Source organism: Butyrivibrio sp. AE3006, from assembly GCF_000424165.1.
GTDB lineage: Bacteria > Bacillota > Clostridia > Lachnospirales > Lachnospiraceae > Butyrivibrio.
This window is the reverse complement of record NZ_AUJJ01000001.1, coordinates 1-17,013: the sequence shown is the minus strand read 5'-3', so window position 1 is coordinate 17,013 and position 17,013 is coordinate 1. Positions and strand designations below refer to the sequence as shown.

Sequence of the window (17,013 nt, the reverse complement as noted above, 5' to 3'; positions counted from 1 at the left end):
TTCATATGAAACAACAAAGCAGCTGATCTTCAACATAGGTCAGCTGCTTTTGTATACTCATATTCCATTGTGAACTTAATCATTGCGGGAAGCTTTCATAGCCTTCTTATTGGCATACATTGCTTTATCCGCACGTTTTAATACGCTGTTAACATCACGGTCAATCTCTTTATCGAAGCACGCATAGCCAATAGCCGCTGAGAAGGCAACCCATGGATCTGCATCTGTATTGGCTTCATTCTGTTTAATTGCATTGCTGAAATCTGCTATCAGCTTATCAAGGCTATTATAATCTAATTTTTCAAGTACTACACAAAACTCATCTCCGCCTATTCTGAAGACCGGCGAATGTCTGAAAGTCTTACATATCAAAGTACACAGATTCTTTATAGCCAGATTGCCCTGTTCATGCCCGTAAGTATCGTTAATTCTCTTTAAGAAATTAAGATCGATCATGGCAATTGCAAACTCGGCATTTCCTGCAGCGATACCCCAGCTGAGCCTTTGAGCTTCCTGCTCGTATGCCAGCTTATTTCTGATTCCGGTAAGTGAATCCTTATAAGCAAGCTCATTCATTATATCCGCCTGCTGCTTCATTTTACCCTGTTCATCCGAAGTAGATACAAGATTCTTCATATAGTTATCAAGCTCAAAGATCATGATGGCAATCTTTTCGGAAAGGGTTGTGATCTCATCATTACCGTTCCTTGACTGCTCGATTTCCTTTGCAACCTTGATATCCTTGGTCTCGGAATACTGTTTGACACGTTTTTCAAGCTTGGAAAGTCTGCCTACATAGCTTGCATTTATATATGCCACCAGAAGCATTACACCGCTTATAAGTACTATTGCGACAAATACCAGCTGCTGCATGGTGTTATATAAAATGTCTTTATTTACCGTATCTACTTCTATTTCAGCAGATACTACGCCGATTACTTCTCCGTCAATTGTAAGCGGCGAATAATACGCATAGGTATGACCCAGTTCATTGTCATAAACATCGTATCCATGAGGATTTTCGCCTGTATTATAGGCTTCCCACATGGTCTTGTGCTGTTCAAGCGGTTCTTCCACTGTTATACCGATATTGATATAATTCGGATCATCCTCTTTAGCTTCTCGTATGCAATCAATGATATACGTCATGTATAAGGGATCTCCGGGCGGAGCAATATAATACGTAGTATATACATTCATTGCCGTTCTGGCTTTTTCAAAGACTATGGTCCAGTATGCATGTCTGTATGTAAAATATGAAAGCTGCGTCTCATCATCACATTCAGTTATCTGAATATCAACGCCAAGGGTCTTATCGGGATATTTCTCGGCAAAAAGTTTTTCAAAAGCATCCCTGTAAGATCTGTACTCAGTAAAATCCATCGGGAGCTTCATTTCTTCATAGTGTGCCATGAGATAATCCTGGTAAAGGAGAGTATCCTCTTTTTCCTCTTCCATAAGATTCTTCAAATAGGCGCAAACATTCTGAAGGTTTTGCTCACATTGCTCCTGATAAATGGAAACCTGACTATAGTAAGTAACCAGACCTACAATCAGCAGAATGACAAATGTGAAAACCCCAAAGGTGATCATGAACTTATTGGCGATTCTACCTCGTCTCTTATTCATATTCTTTTTCTTTACACCATGCATTACAATCTGTAATTACACTATGGATCAAAGTTCAAACTTAGCAACGAAATTCTGAAGATCCTGTGCATTCTCAGCAAGCTTGTCAGATGCCTCAGCAACTTCGTGTGTTGAAGCGGTCTGCTGCTGTGATGCTGCGGAAACATTCTGAGTCTCGTCAGCTACGGTTACGCTCATTTCCTCAATTCTCTGGATATTATTTGCAATAGTATCTGTGCCGTTTGAAAGCTCTCCAACTATCTCGCTCATCTTGTTTGATTCATCAGCAATAGCATGAACCATATCAACGATATTATTAAAGGTCTGGCCCGCTTCATTAACTGTCTCTGTCCCATCAACAACCTTCTGAGCGCCTTCTCTCATGGCTTCAACTGCGTCCTCGGAGCTCTTCATGATATCTTCAATAAGAGCTGTGATGTTGGCTGCTGCCTGATTGGACTCGTCTGCAAGCTTACTGATCTCACTTGCAACAACGGCAAAGCCTTTACCCATTTCGCCTGCTCTTGCTGCCTCAATGCTGGCATTAAGTGAAAGAAGGTTGGTCTGGCTTGCGATCTCAGAAATCGTATCAACAAAGGTATCGATATTTTTAAGCTTCTCACCAAGTCCGTCAACTACCTCAGCTGTACTCTCTACAGAATCCTTGATAGTAGACATCATATTGGTGGCGTTGGTCATATCAGCTGCACCCTTGGCTGCTGCTTCATTGGTAGACTTGATCATATCGTTGGAACGAACGATAGCACTCTCAAACTCCTGCATATTGCTTACAAAGCTCTTTGTCTCATTACTTGCACCTGAAACTGCAGTAATCTGACCGGAGCAGGAATTTGCAACATTGGTACAGGAATTTGCAACCATCTCACTGGCCTGTGCAGACTGTGAAGCGCTGGCTGAAAGCTCCTCAGATGCTGAAGCTACATAAGCTGTGGTATCAGAGATTCTCATCATAAGATCTCTGATGTTGGTATGCATAAGATCAAGAGCTGAAGAAATAAGGCCGATCTCATTATTCTTGTTCTTGAGACTGCGAACCTTCTCCATCTCTTTATTTTCAGTAAAGTCACTGTTTGACATGCGAACCATCTGATTGGTAACCATGACAATGGGAGTGGTAATTCTCTTAGCCATATAGATTGCTGCAACAAGCCCTATGACAATAAGTATTACAAGAAGTACGATAGACTTCATAATACTGCTTGTAAGAGCATCCTTAGCGTGGGTCTCATAATTAGCAACCTGCTCGTCAATATAATCAATCCAGACACCTGTACCCATTACCCAGTTGAAAGGCTGGAAATATGCTGTGTAATTAAGCTTAGGAAGGGGTTCTGTCTCATTAGGCTTAGCAAACATAAGCTGTGTAAAACCACCGCCATCCTGCATACCGTTGTGGATCATCTCCTGAATATACTTGGTTCCGTTAGGGTCTGTTGCATCCCATCTGGACTGACCCTCTGTATCTCTTCCAAGGAGAACCACATTTATACCTTCTGCTGTATCAACCCAGAAATAGCCTGCTCCATCGTTATATTTCATCTCTCTGATAATATCAGCCGCTTCCTTCTGAGCTTCCTCCATGGTCATCTCACCGGCCTGATATCTGTCATACATAACCTGAGCAACACTCATAGCTTCCTGAGTCTCATTTGTAAGTTCCGTCTTAATATCCTCAAGAAGTCTTTGCGTATAGGCTTCCGTCTGCTCATTATTGGTTGCTATCGTACTATTAATCGAAAATGCTTCAATCAGCACACCTGTTGTTACAACGGCGATAACAAAAACGCCTGCTATAACATACAACAAAGATCCTCTTTTTTTCTCCATAACATCTAGTTCCTTTCAGTAAAAATCGTAATTATACACGAAATTACGTTAAAGCGAATATACCATTTTTACTGGTGAAATACAATTAACCGTCACACACAAAAAGCCGCTAAACGCAGGTGTTATCTGCATTCAGCGACTTATGAATATTCTATAAACTTTTACTAAATATTGTCGAAACTACGCACATTTTTGAGTAATATGTTAAATTATCTATTCATTTTTGATGGATTAGTTCAATATCACCTTTCACCAAGCCATCATCAGTTATAATGCATATCCCAGCCCCCATTCGCTTTGCGAGACTTACCGCCGCATCGGAATCCAGCATAAAGCAGGCTGTTGATAAGGCATCTGACAAAAGCCCTGACTTTGCAACTATAGTAACAGAGGCATTTCCCTTTTTAGCAGGATATCCTGTTGCCGGATCAAGAATATGGTGATAGCGTTCCCCTTCATATTCTACAAAACGCTCGTAGGAACCTGAAGTTGATACGCTTTGCCATGGTCCGACCTGAATATATCCTATAAGTTCTCCATCACTAAATGGATTTGTAATTCCCACATTCCAGTCATCGCCGTTTTCTTTTTCGCCGGCAGTAAGGACGCTGCCACCTGCAAGGATCACACCTCTTAACTCATCTCCACTACTTAGATAATCCCTGCAGCTGTCAAGATAGATACCCTTTCCGACAGCACCAAGATCAACACTCATCCCTTCCGGCATATAAATACGATGATCCTTAATCTGCAGCTTCTCATAGCCGCAATTGGATAAAGCCTCATCAATCTCGCTTTTAGTGGGTGGAACAAAGTCGCCTTTATTGTCACCGTTAGCCCATCCGTCGATATCCCAAAGCTTCGTCAGTGCCCCCAGTGTTATATCAAAAGCGCCGTCACTCTCAGCTGAAATCCTAAGACATTCTGTCAGGACAGCCTCCATCTCCGGGGAAAGCTCATGGCCTTGCGGATCTCCTGCCGATGCATTTATCGCTGCCACTTCGGATGAATCAAGTCTCCAGGATAATGTATCTTTTTCTAATCTGTTACCAATATTTACAAGCTCTGCTGAAGGGTCCTCAGTTTTCCCTTGTGAGCTTAGGTTCACCTGAAAAACCGTGCCCATGACAAAAGCAGTCTCGTTAAAAGAGACCGTAGCATTTTGTCTGTTTTTAATAACTATAAACATGAAAATCAAAAGAACGATTGCTGAGACTAATGATACAATCAATCTGTTTCTGTCAAATTTAGTTTTCATCTATTTCAGGTACAAAAGGCAGCTCAATCTCTGCCGTAAATGTACTTCCCAGTCCTTCTTCACTTTCTGCCGTAATATCTCCATGCATGAGCCCTGCAAGTCTCTTTGATACAGCAAGACCAAGGCCTGTGCCTGCGCCATACTTGGAGGGATTTCTCTTTTCACGGGCAAATGGCATGAACAGACTTGGCATAAATGATGTGTTCATTCCACAGCCTTCATCAACTACCACAAAGGTAATCTTATAGCACTTTTTGGTGCGAACTGCTGTGATAGTAAGTTCTACAGTATCATCCCTGTCACTGAATTTTACAGCGTTTGAAGTCAGGTTGATGACCATCTGCTGGGTTCTTCCAAGGTCGCACATAACCTGTGGATTACCCTTATAATTTCTGTTTATGATAAGATTTACATTTTTATCCTCTGCCAGTGCACGGGTGATATTTTCAACTCCGTCCACAATCTCATCAAGAGAAGCGGCAGAGGGTTCAAGATTAAGGTTACCTCCGTCAATTTTATCAATATCAAGAAGGTCACTTAAAAGGCTGCCAATATAATGACTGGATGTGTATATCTTTCGCATATCACTTTTAAGTATACTTACATCCGTTTGATTCATGCCCAAAAATGAAAGGGCTGAAATAGCATTCATAGGCATTTTTATCTCATTACTCATGCGGGATAAAAATTCAGACATGCGCCTGTTGGCACGCTTTTCGTTATCAAGAAGTCTGTCGTTGAGGCGGCTTAAGCGCTCGATTTTGGCAATCCTTAGCTGCTCATCAGTGATGTCCACAAAAGATCCCACAAGACCTATTATCTCATCTCCGCTGTAAATAGGAGTCTTGGTGGCCATAATAGTCCTTACTTCACCTTTTACGATACACAGTCCGTGCACGTTATGGGTACTCTCGCCTCTGAGCACTCTTAGCTCATCTTCCATGAAGGGAAGGGGATCCGGATGCCATCCCATATCCTCGTCGGTTTTGCCAATAACAGCTTCTTCAGAATCGAAGCCATAGAATTTCAGAAATGCCTTATTCACGCCGACAAATCTACGCTGTGTATCCTTCCAAAAAATACAATCCTGAGTGGTATTTACCAGTATTTCAAAAAGATTTGCTTTAATTCTGTCCATACTTAAATCCTCTGTGATATATGATAATCATCAATTTAATGAGATGATACAAAATTACAACACATTTTTTCGTCATAAAAGAAATACATTTTCGTCAGATAGGTCACTTTTTATTATATCATATTCAGCTTCCGTAAGGTCATATATTTCAGCAAGGCGAGCATCCAGCTCATCATAGAACACTACCTTTTCTTCAGAATCTGCCTGCATTATTCTGTCAACAAGACCGGCTATTTCTTCCTGAATCCTGGTGCTGACACCGGGGATAGGTATCTGCTCGATATGAGACCTAAGCACCTTAACAGAACGGAATTTTTTCCTGAAATAGTATTCCGCTATCCTGCTGTTTAAAACAGCGAGTATGTATTTTATATCCAGCTCCGGAATCTTCGGAATAAGAACATTGCAGCTGTTAAGAGAAAGAGTCTGATTATCATCATAAGCAAAAACAAGGCGATTCCCTATGAAGCGATAAAGGAGTTTTTCTTCAGCTCTGTAATACTCTGTCCTCGCAACCTGCTGGCATTTATCAGGGGCGTAATTGATATAGCACTTTGGGATTCTGAAGTTGTATTTAAATACGTCCTGGCCCTTTAGAATTATCTCATTTTTGGCGGTCTTTCTGGTCTGAAGCATCTCCTTGTTTGCACCGGTAACAATACCCAGCGCAAAGATGGCATTGTCCTTTAGTCTCTCTGCTCTTGGCAAGTTATCCAGCTTTTCAAGAAGAGCATACTCTTCGTCAGGCACAAGGAAATCAAAACAGATATCTGTTATCATCCTGTTGCCCTTAATGACAAAGCAGTTTTCGCCTTCATAAATCTTTGGTCTGTCCTTTAGGAAAAAGAGTTCATCAAGGGGTTCCTTAGCTTCTTCAGTTTTCCTGATCTGCAGGATTATAGAAGGGCACTGAACCCTGTCAAAGACCTCTCCCAAATACTCCATCTGAGATAGTCTTGTGTTTTTCAAAAGGAATGCTCTTATAGGGGCGTGTGCTTTTACCGTAAGAACTGATTCAGGAAGAACAAAGGAAAGTAAGCCTTCCGGCGATAATCTCTTAACCGCATGCTCCAAGAACAGATCGCAGGATTCAGGATTAGTGGTTTTACCGGATTCAAAATTCTCTCTTAATACTTCTTTCCTATCATCCGTGAAGCTATAGCCCCAGGGCGGGTTTCCAAGGATGATATCAAACCTCTCGCCATCTGTTTCGCTTTCCAAAAAGTCTGCCTCAGTTATGTGCTCTGCCCAAAACCGCTCATCTGCCTTCTTGTATTTAAGGGCCAGATTGATCCTTGCAAGAAGGACGCTTATCCTGTCTATGTCGCATCCATACAGATTCTCAACAGGCAGGCCCGGAGGGAGCTGCAGCAAAAAGTTACCGCTTCCGCAGCAGGGATCCAGAATCTTTTTATCAAGACCATCCATCAAAAGGGCCGCTTCAAAAAGGTGACCTAAAAGGCGCTTAACAACAGCGTTGGGAGTATAGTATGCCCCCTCTTTTTTTCGAAGACCTATGCTTTTTACTGATATGTATAAAAGTCCAAGGATGTCCTCTCCATGCTCAAAAACAAAGTCCTCAAAAGGGAGGTCATCATGCTCTGACAGATAAGAAAGCATGGCACCTCTATCGTTTATAAGCGCATCAATAAGACCTGCGTACAGGCCTATATCAAGCTCACCTGAAAGGTATCTCTTTATTATCTGCCCTGCATCCTCTGTTTTTTCAGATGCCGCACCAAGTCTGTCCAGTGTGAGCTTTAATGCACAGTCCGTAAGAAGAATTCTCATGACAAGCTCAGCGCTTTTAGAGAATTCATCCTTTCCGGATAGCTTTTCTATTATGTTTTCTACTTTGGGGAGATTGACTGATTTAGAAGAAGCATAGTCACGATACAAGGCTTTCCCTGAAATGAAAACCTTGTTTCGTCTGCTTTTTAGAGAAGACCTGCTGCCGTTTGCAAGTTCTTCTTTTAGGCATCTCACATAATCCTCAGAAAACATGTAAGCCTTTCCACGTTTTCCTTCGGCCTTGATTTTACCAAGCTTTATCCAGTTTCGCCCTGTGGCAGGAGAGATGGATAATTCCCTGCAAACCTGAGTCAATGTAAGCATGCACTGTTCCTCACATTAAGATAATTTTCAAAGCTTTTTCTCGTAGTAGCCGTCCTTTTGTTCAAAGCCGGTCTTCTTCAGATAATCCTTGTGATTCTCATCAGCGCCGCGATAGATAAGTCTGTCAATTCCTTCAGGTGCCAGATTGCTCATAAGGAACTTGCCTATTGAAAAATCTCTGTATTCAGGGATTGAATAATCAAGCATTATGTCAAGATCGTAGTTTTTCAGCTCGCCAAGAAGCACTCCAACAGGCTTACCTTCGTGACAGACAACAAAGCCGCAGTTGGCCTTTTTAAAGTCCATTGATATACCTGGGAAGCATTTTGCAATGTCTTCCTTGTAGTGGTTGATTATGAAGCCTGTAAGTCCCTCTTCTCCGTTAACCCTTACAAGATCGTAGTTCTTCTCAGTGGGCTTTAACATCTTGGACAGATAGTAAACGTTGATGGCGATAAGTGCTACGTTCATTACTACTGTAGGAAATGCGTGGATGATAAGACCGTAAATAACGCAGAACAAGCTTCCGATGGAGTTTACAACTCTCAGCTTGTAGACAGATACCATAAGAAATGATATAAGCACCAGCGCTGAACCAATATAACCAATAGCTTCAATAATAATCTTAGAATTCATAAAAACCTCTCATTCAATTTTAAACTGTTTCCGCAACGACCTCTCCCATCTTAATGGGGAACTCTTCGCCCTTTGCGGATTTTACTTTGATCTCTTCTCTTAGTTTTATTTTGTCCTTGGGAACAAGCACTATAATGGTGGAACCACCATATTCAAAATGGCCCTTTTCTTCACCCCGATAAACTCTTCCTGCAATGGGCTTCTCATTGACAATTCTGCCAACCAGCATTGCCCCCACTTCCATCTGGACGCAGCGGCCAAGCTCCTTAGAGTCAATAATGGAGTATTGCCTGCTGTTCTCTGTAAATACCGGGAACTCTTCAAGAGCAACAGGTCTTACGGTGTGATAAAAGCCCCGTATCCTGCGATCTGCTTTTTTCATACCGTCAGTAAAATAGATATATCTGTGATAATGATTAACACACAGCCTGTATACAAAGCAGTATCCGCCTTCAAATTCTTCAGCCAGCTTTTTGTCTCTAAGGAGGCTTCGAATCGTAAAGGTGCTCTGCTTTACACTAAAGACCATTCCGTTTGTGATTCTGTTTACTTTAAGCAGTCCGTCGCAGGGCGCTATAACAGCATTCTCTCTGGGGCTTAAAGGCCGCAGCTCACTTTTTATTTTCCTGCAGAAAAAGTCGTTGAAGCTCCTTACATCATCAAGAATATAGTCCTCTATCCGAATTCCGTTGGCTTCTGCAAAAGGCTTAATAAGCAGCATCGATGGCCTCGAATCAAGGATACGACCGGAAAGCTCGGATAAGGGCTTAAGTGTAAGGGGCTTTAGGATAATTCTGCCAATATTCGTTTTGTATAAAAAATCTAATCCATTCATAGATTCTCAATAAGAATAAAAATATTAGCTATAAACTCAAGAAGCCCTATTGCCACGCCGATGCAAATCACTTTGAGACCAGGCTTGGGAATTTTGAAGTTACCGATAAACAGCATACCCACAAGAAACAGCATCCAGAAATAGAAAAATGTAAGGTCTGCTCTTGTGAAATAATGGATTATAAGTGTCAGCGGAAAAATAAGTGCAGCTGCTGTAACAGGAAGTCCGGTAAAATATTCTACCCCAAGCTTTTCCTTCTGCTCTGCTCTCTCTGCCGCTGTGGAATTAAAATACGCAAGTCTTACAAGTGCTGAAAGAATGTAGAAAGCTGCGATTGATAAAAGAATTACAACAAGCCATCCTTTAGCTGTATTCATGCTGCCTCTTATTACATCCTTAAAGGCTCCGTTTACACGAAGCTGGGCTATTCCGATCGAAGCCGGAAGTACACCAAAACAAATCAGATCAGAAAGCGAATCTATCTGAGCACCAAATTCCTTCTCAAAATCACTTCTGTTTTTTTTAGTTCTGGCAACCCTTCCGTCAAAGGCATCCAGAAGTCCGGAAATCATAAGAAAAAGCGTTCCGCCATAAGGATGTCCGATTCCGGTCATAGTAATGATTATGCCTATTGCTCCGGAAACAGTTGAAAGATAGGTGAGAATAACTGTGTAGTCATATACGCCTATCATCTTTTTTTCTTTGTCCATAAATATCCTCCAAGAGTTACTAGCCCGCTTATTGTAACACAAAAGTAAAAGGTTATTCCACGGCTTAACATATCAAGCTGTAGTGCGGCTTCGTGGGTCATTATATTTGAAAACCCATCTATCATCAAATAGTCCGCAACACCCATAGCACCGGGTATCGGAACAAAATTATAGCCAATCGTAATAAGACACTGCTTGGCAAAAAGCGTAACAGAATCTCTGTTGTTACCACCAATGCACAGATGCATAAACATAGGAACTGCTATCTGGGATGCTCTCTGAAGAACATTCCATGCAAAGGCTTTTCGAAGAATCCCATTTTTGCCCGCAAAGAGCTTTGCACAGTTTTTATAATCCTTATGCATGTTTTCGATTTTGCTAAGAGCATGCTCGCTGTTATGAATAATCTTTTTCTTACACAAATACATGACAATGCGTTTGATAAAAGCAAAAACATTATCACTTTTCTTTAGCACCATAAAGAAAAAAATCGTAAGTCCGGTAAGAACTACAAATCCAATAACTATCAGCACTCTGGACAGAGTCTCAAAGTCCCTGAAAAAACCGGGATGCATTATCACTGCAATGATCCCAAGAAAAACTATCGCAGCCGTGTACATCATCAGATTAAGAATAAGCGTAGCAGATACAACCCCTGCCGGAATTCCATCTTTGTGCATGAAATAAGCACTGGCAGGCTGACCTCCTGTGGCTGATGGTGTGATTGCTGAAAAGTACACATCAGATGTACTGTAAAGGATTCCCTTTCTAAGACTTCTTTTATAAGAAATCCCCTTAAGTATCGAGCAAATGGCAACGCCTTCAAGTACCACGTAAGCCGCAGCACAGGCTATGGATATGATCAGATATGGCTTTTTGCCATCTATCATCACATTAAAAAGCTGCTCGATGGACAGACTTCTGCTCTGCTTAAATATTGCCCACACTGTAACCCCTGCCAGCAAAGTGGAAAACAGCATCCAGAATATTTTTTTGTAAACAGAACAATCCTGCTTTGCCATCTGACTGGGGAGCCACCTTTCTTTTATATAACTATATATTACTACACTTTACCTGCCTGTTGGAGTGCTAAATTAGCTTCATCCCTGACTCAAAAGCATAAGGATACAAAAATATCCTATCCTGCCCGTCATCGAATTCCACATGGAATTTAAGCGGCATGTCAAACTCATCAAGATCCACGTCTGTTACGTAGCCCTCACCATACCTTGGCTGTGATATTCTCTGGCCTATGATAAGCTCTGTTGGTACATCTACGGTCTTGGAAGGAGCCTTCTTCTGCGCGTAATTATTTGTTCTAAGAGTCTTTTTGATTGAGGCTTTAGATATGGAAGCTTTGGATTTTTCATGGCTATTATTTCTGCTGCCCTCACCTGACTTGTTAACATCATTTCCGGCCTTATCAGGATCTGATGATATCTCTCTTACAAAAGTGGAATCCTCGTCATTGTAAGTAAGGATGTTCAGCCTGTTTCTGGCTCTTGTCATACCCACATAGAAAATCCTGCGCTCCTCCTCAAAGTCTCGCACTTCCTGGGGAGTGGTAAAGGCTTTTGTACTGATTACTTCGCTTGGGAAAACGCCGTCACAGGTATCCATCAGATAGACCTCATCATATTCAAGACCTTTACTTGAATGGATTGTTGAGAGTATGAAATTCTGCCTGTAATCAGTTTCCTTATCTCTGAAAATATCCTGCAGTTCTGAAAGCCTTCTCATAAAGCCGTCAATTGTGCTTTCATTTCCTGCGATCATTTTAAGGATAGAAAGCTTTCCTGTATCTATGCGATTGTTCTCTAAGTATTCACCATAGCCCATGAATTTCTCAATTCGATTCAGAGCTTTGAAGGGCTCTTCGTAACGCATGTTTGAAAGATGAGTGCGAAGTGCTCTGCATTTTGCCTTCACATGGGCATTAAGCATCTCAGTCTCTTCAACCGCATCAAGAATCGGCAGCTCACCATTTGATGCAAGCCTGCACAATCTCTCGGCCTCTGCTTTTTTCAGATAGGTCTGGCACTTAAAATATATCCTCATGAAGCTGTCTTCATCATAGGGATCCATGCATAACCTAAAGATGCTCTCAATGTCCAGCACTACTCTGTGGGTAAAAAAAGCAAGGTCAGCATTCCTTATGCGATAGGAAATACCCTGCCGCTCTAGGACATCCACAAGCGGTATTATGCTCTCATTATCCCTGTACAAAACAGCAGTCTGGCAGGTTACATCTGCTGCAACCTTGGCAAGATAATTGTACTGATTCCGCCTGCTGTTTAGCTGGATATAGTTTATGTCCTGAGCCTTTTCCCTGGTAGGTCTCATACGCTTATCATGGCGGAGCTGATTGTGCCTGATAAAGGTATCTGCAGCCGACACTATCGCAGCATTGGACCTGAAATTCTGATCCATTATAAGGACCTTTGCCGCAGAATGATCCTTTTCAAAATTAAGGAGCGCTTCGGGGTAAGCTGCCCTAAAGCCGTATATACTCTGATCCTCATCTCCCACCATGAAAAGATTTCCGTCTTTCCCTGACAGCAGGCCTATTATCATGTGCTGGACCTTTGATGTATCCTGGGCTTCATCAACACAGATATATCTGTATTTATCCTGATAAAATTTCAAAAGATCAGGGGAGCCCTTGAGCATTCTGTAGGCGTAGACCATCTGATCGTCGTAGTCCATAAGGCCACGCCTTTTAAGCTCTGAGTTATAGGCTTCATAAATTGGATAAATATCAATATCAGAGTCGCTCTCAAGGTTCTTTATTTCATCATCCGTCAGCAGCATATTTTTACAGTACGTAATAAGGGTCCTTACACCCTTGATATCACTTTCTGTGGGGTAGTCTCCCTCCACCTTGAGGTATATGTCTGAGAGAATCTTACCCGTCAGCTTTTCATCTGTTACAAGATCGTAGGGCTTTTTGCCAATCAACCTGCCGTAGTGCTGAATTATCTTGGCGCAGATTCCGTTGATAGTCCTGAATTCAAGGGACGTGGAAACATCTTCTCCAAATATGGACTTAAAACGCTCTGCCATGTCCTTTGTGGCAGCAACCGTATAGGTTAGGGTCAGAATGTGCTCCGGCTCTATCCTCTTGCAATAAAGCATGTATCCAAGCCTGTTCACAAGAACCGTAGTCTTACCGCTTCCTGGCACCGCAAGCAGCAGTACAGGCCCCTCTGTGGTCTTTACCGCTTCAAGCTGCTGACTGCTTAGGTGTTTTAAGTATCGTTCATAAAAATCATTTTCGTTCATTTATTATTTCCATATGCCCCAAACTTCCGAGACCGCATCCCTTTGTTTTTGAGATTTCAACCATTTCTTGATTTTGAGTCTTCATTCATCCTTTTGGAACCATTGACTGATCTCGTTCAAATTCTTTACATTACATCGCCGCGCCTGTCCTAATGTCATTTCGATGTAATCCTGACTCGCTTTTACCGCGCAGCGCTCATAGAATAGCTTCCGCGATGTAATTTCTCCTTTCCAAGCCCTTTACATTACATCGCTGCGCCTGTCCTAATGTCATTTCGATGTAATCCTGACTCGCTTTTACCGCGCAGCGCTTATAGAATAGCTTCTGCGATGTAATTTCATAAATTTCCAATTCTTCCCATTACCGCGCAGCTCCTGCCTTCAACCTATTTCGATGTAATTTACGGAGATCACCTCCGCTTCAGGGTTTTCCTCTGTAAAAGCACCCTGTCACAGTAATTCATGCTTCCTATAGCACTTCCATTTCTGTGCAGAACCTTTTTTAAGCCATCCCGTAGAAATTTGATTTTCGACCACGCTGTAGAGTGAATTTTTAAATTCGTAAAGTGAATTTTCATATTCATAGAGTGAATTTTTAAAAATTAACCATCACCTCATAAATAACACTGATCTTATCTCTTACAATCACGCTGTTCAAACATGGAAAAATCACATACAACAGTATACTACAGTGGTGTGGGAGCGAAGGCAAGAGGGCATACCTTCCGGTGGAGATTTTCGTACGTATCATAGGTGAAAATACAACCGCTTGCCCCTTACCGTAGCGACACGGATCATCCTTATCCCCCAGGTCAGAAAGCATGCTTGCTGGCCTGCCCTATGGTAAAATATAAGCATCGCACTAAGTCAAATATGGGGGAATTACAAATGAGTCAGCGAAATTATCCAGGAACAACTTCACTTGAAATAACAGATAGAGAAATTACCTCTATAAAAATAGCAAGAAAAGCTGCAGCTGAGGGTATGGTTTTACTAAAAAACGACGGAGTATTGCCACTAAAAGATGGTGAAAAGATCGCACTTTATGGCGGTGGCGCTTCATACACGGTTAAGGGTGGTACGGGTTCAGGAATGGTTAATAACCGCAGCAATGTCAGCATCACGGAAGGACTTGAAGCTGCAGGCTTTGATATCCTAAATATAGACTGGCTGCAAGCCTACGATGCAGAGTATGAATCAAGCCGAAATGCATGGATGCAAAAAATCTATGACCTTGCAGGAGCCCCCGGTGATTTTGGCGGACTTTATAGTGCTCATGCGTCTAATCCCATGGTTATGCCAAAGGGCGATCCCATTATCAAGAAAGATACCGACATTGCAATCTATGTAATTAGCAGAATATCAGGTGAAGGCGCTGACAGAAAAAATGTGCCGGATGATTACGAGCTCTCAGAGGATGAACTTGAAAGCCTAAAGACCATTACTACGCTTTATAGCAAGACCATCGTAATACTTAATGTAGGCGGAATAATTGACCTGTCCTTTATGGATGAGCTTAATATCTCCGCCCTTGTTCTAATGTCTCAGGCAGGTATGGAGGGTGGAAATGCTTTGGCAGATGTTCTAAAGGGAGACGTTAATCCCTGCGGTAAGCTGACTGATACCTGGGCCATGAACTATCTTGATTATCCGGGAAGCGCCGACTTTAGTCACAACAACGGTAATGTCATAGAAGAAAAATACGCAGAGGGCATCTATGTGGGCTACCGTTACTTTGACAGCTTCGATATTAATCCAAGATACCCCTTTGGCTTTGGTTTATCCTACACAACCTTTGAACTGAAGCAGACAGATATCCAAATCAGTGAAGACAAAATAATCGTGAGCTGCAAGGTTACTAACACCGGCAATACCGCAGGAAAAGAGGTAGTTCATTTATACAGCTACCTTCCAAAGGGCGAACGTCATAAGGAAAATAAGAGGCTTGTGGCCTTTGCAAAAACAAAGCTCCTTAACCCCGGAGAAACAGAAACACTTACGCTGACCTTTTCCTGCTATCTTCTGGCGTCATACCATACAGCCAGATCACAATATTACCTTGATGCAGGAAAATATATCCTTGAGATGCAGATCTGTGATGCAGAAGGCTTCCTTAAAAAGAGCTGTGAGCATGCTTTAGTTTTGCAGGAAAGAACCGTTCTTTCAACCCATAGTCCAATCTGCCCTCTTCTAGATTCGCTTTCAGAAATTGAGCCATCAGAATCCGCAGAAGCGCCGGTTGCAGAAAACGAAATCAATATCGAAAAAGCCGTTTCTTCCTACATCGAAAAAGACAGACTTTACAGAGATAATCTAAAAAAGAGACCTCTCCCTTTTGAAGCTAAGGTCAAGGAAGCTCTTTCGAAAATGACAACTGAGGAAAAGGCAAGACTTGTCTGCGGACAGCCAAGTGTTATGAGCGGTGAGATAATAGGCTCTGCTGCCATGACAATTCCCGGGGCAGCAGGAGAAACCTTCAACGGACTTGAGCACCTTGGCATTGGTCACCTGATACTGGCAGACGGTCCTGCAGGCATAAGACTTCAAAAGCATTATCAGGTTAATCCTGAGGATGGTTCTATCTACATGATGAACCGCTATGAAACCTTGGAAAATCGTATTTTCGGAAAGGAATTCCTGCACCCTGAAGGCGAAGATCACTATATGTTCTGCACAGCCATTCCTGTAGGAACTCTCCTTGCCCAGACCTTTGATGTATCTCTCATGGAAGAGATTGGAGACCTTATAGGTACAGAGATGGAAGAAATGGGAGTTCAGCTCTGGCTTGCACCGGGAATGAATATCCACAGAAATCCTCTCTGCGGAAGGAACTTTGAGTACTATTCGGAGGGCCCGGTAGTAAGCGGACTCATGGCTTGTGCTATTACAAAAGGAGTTGAATCTCACAAGAATTGTGCAGTTACAATCAAGCATTTTGCCTGCAATAATCAGGAAGAAAACAGGCGCGGTGTATCGAGCATCGTATCAGAACGTGCCCTTAGAGAAATCTATTTAAAAGGCTTTGAAATCGCAGTAAAAGAGGCTGATCCCAAAGCCATAATGACATCGTATAACAAGGTTAACGGCGTCCACACAGCTAACAGCTACGACCTTTGCACTACCACCGCAAGAAATGAATGGGGCTTTTCCGGTATCATAATGACCGACTGGCTTACCACAAATGCAAATGGAGGATCTGCGGCAAGTAAGTGTATTGAAGCCGGGAACGACCTTATCATGCCTGGAAATAAATCCGACATTCAGGAAATCCTCGATGCCCTCGATGCGAAAAAAGACCTGTCACTGTCCATGGAAGCCCTTGATGCCTGCTGCCGCAGAATGCTCTCAATGATCCTGCAGCTTACAACCTAAGACAATTCCACAACCTGATAGAACAACAAAAAGGGGCTGTGAAATAATAAGCCCATGAAAAAAAGAGAAGTAATAGCTGGAAACAGCCAATTACTTCTCTTTTTTCATGGTAAAATATTACCATGAACAATCAAACCAATTCTTATAATACTATAAATCAGGGCGTTTTACCATTTTTTATTTCAGATTG

The 17,013-nt window shown here is 42.2% G+C and carries 11 protein-coding genes; 1 reads left to right on the top strand and 10 read right to left on the bottom strand.

The features are described from left to right. Window positions 1-75 precede the first annotated feature (75 nt). The 10 genes from G603_RS0100055 to G603_RS0100010 form a co-directional block, all read right to left on the bottom strand. A complete protein-coding gene (locus G603_RS0100055) occupies window positions 76-1,629 on the bottom strand; it encodes a GGDEF domain-containing protein (RefSeq protein WP_196808023.1) in 1,554 nt (517 codons plus the stop codon). Between the two features lie 48 nt (window positions 1,630-1,677). Continuing rightward, window positions 1,678-3,477 (bottom strand): methyl-accepting chemotaxis protein, encoded by a 1,800-nt coding sequence (locus G603_RS0100050; RefSeq protein ID WP_026668913.1) that lies wholly within the window; start codon window positions 3,475-3,477, stop codon window positions 1,678-1,680. A 217-nt stretch (window positions 3,478-3,694) separates the two neighbouring features. Beyond that, window positions 3,695-4,735: an FAD:protein FMN transferase gene (locus tag G603_RS18620; RefSeq protein ID WP_051207284.1), complete on the bottom strand. Its 1,041-nt coding sequence runs from the start codon at window positions 4,733-4,735 to the stop codon at window positions 3,695-3,697. Beyond that, entirely contained in the window at window positions 4,725-5,873 is a 1,149-nt protein-coding gene (locus G603_RS0100040; RefSeq protein ID WP_026668912.1) for a PAS domain-containing sensor histidine kinase, read from the bottom strand. The genes G603_RS18620 and G603_RS0100040 overlap by 11 nt, the downstream gene beginning before the upstream one ends. A 72-nt stretch (window positions 5,874-5,945) precedes the next feature. Next, window positions 5,946-7,988 carry a TaqI-like C-terminal specificity domain-containing protein gene (locus G603_RS18615; RefSeq protein ID WP_051207281.1) on the bottom strand — a complete coding sequence of 681 codons (2,043 nt, stop codon included), beginning with the start codon at window positions 7,986-7,988 and terminating at the stop codon, window positions 5,946-5,948. Between the two features lie 27 nt (window positions 7,989-8,015). Then, window positions 8,016-8,624, bottom strand: coding sequence for a hypothetical protein (locus G603_RS0100030; RefSeq protein ID WP_026668911.1), 609 nt, complete (start codon window positions 8,622-8,624; stop codon window positions 8,016-8,018). A 19-nt stretch (window positions 8,625-8,643) separates the two neighbouring features. Further along, on the bottom strand, window positions 8,644-9,459 hold the full coding sequence (locus G603_RS0100025; RefSeq protein ID WP_026668910.1) for a phosphatidylserine decarboxylase: 816 nt from the start codon (window positions 9,457-9,459) through the stop codon (window positions 8,644-8,646). After that, window positions 9,456-10,169 (bottom strand): CDP-alcohol phosphatidyltransferase family protein, encoded by a 714-nt coding sequence (locus tag G603_RS0100020; protein WP_242829671.1) that lies wholly within the window; start codon window positions 10,167-10,169, stop codon window positions 9,456-9,458. The genes G603_RS0100025 and G603_RS0100020 overlap by 4 nt, the downstream gene beginning before the upstream one ends. After that, window positions 10,148-11,191: a lysylphosphatidylglycerol synthase transmembrane domain-containing protein gene (locus G603_RS0100015; protein WP_026668909.1), complete on the bottom strand. Its 1,044-nt coding sequence runs from the start codon at window positions 11,189-11,191 to the stop codon at window positions 10,148-10,150. The genes G603_RS0100020 and G603_RS0100015 overlap by 22 nt, the downstream gene beginning before the upstream one ends. Window positions 11,192-11,258: 67 nt before the next feature. Further along, window positions 11,259-13,451: an ATP-dependent helicase gene (locus G603_RS0100010; protein ID WP_026668908.1), complete on the bottom strand. Its 2,193-nt coding sequence runs from the start codon at window positions 13,449-13,451 to the stop codon at window positions 11,259-11,261. Between the two features lie 888 nt (window positions 13,452-14,339). Between G603_RS0100010 and G603_RS0100005 the strand changes: the two genes are divergently transcribed. Then, the gene (locus G603_RS0100005; protein WP_026668907.1) at window positions 14,340-16,823 is read left to right on the top strand and encodes a glycoside hydrolase family 3 protein; all 2,484 of its coding nucleotides are present in this window, start codon (window positions 14,340-14,342) and stop codon (window positions 16,821-16,823) included. The last annotated feature ends 190 nt before the right edge of the window (window positions 16,824-17,013 follow it).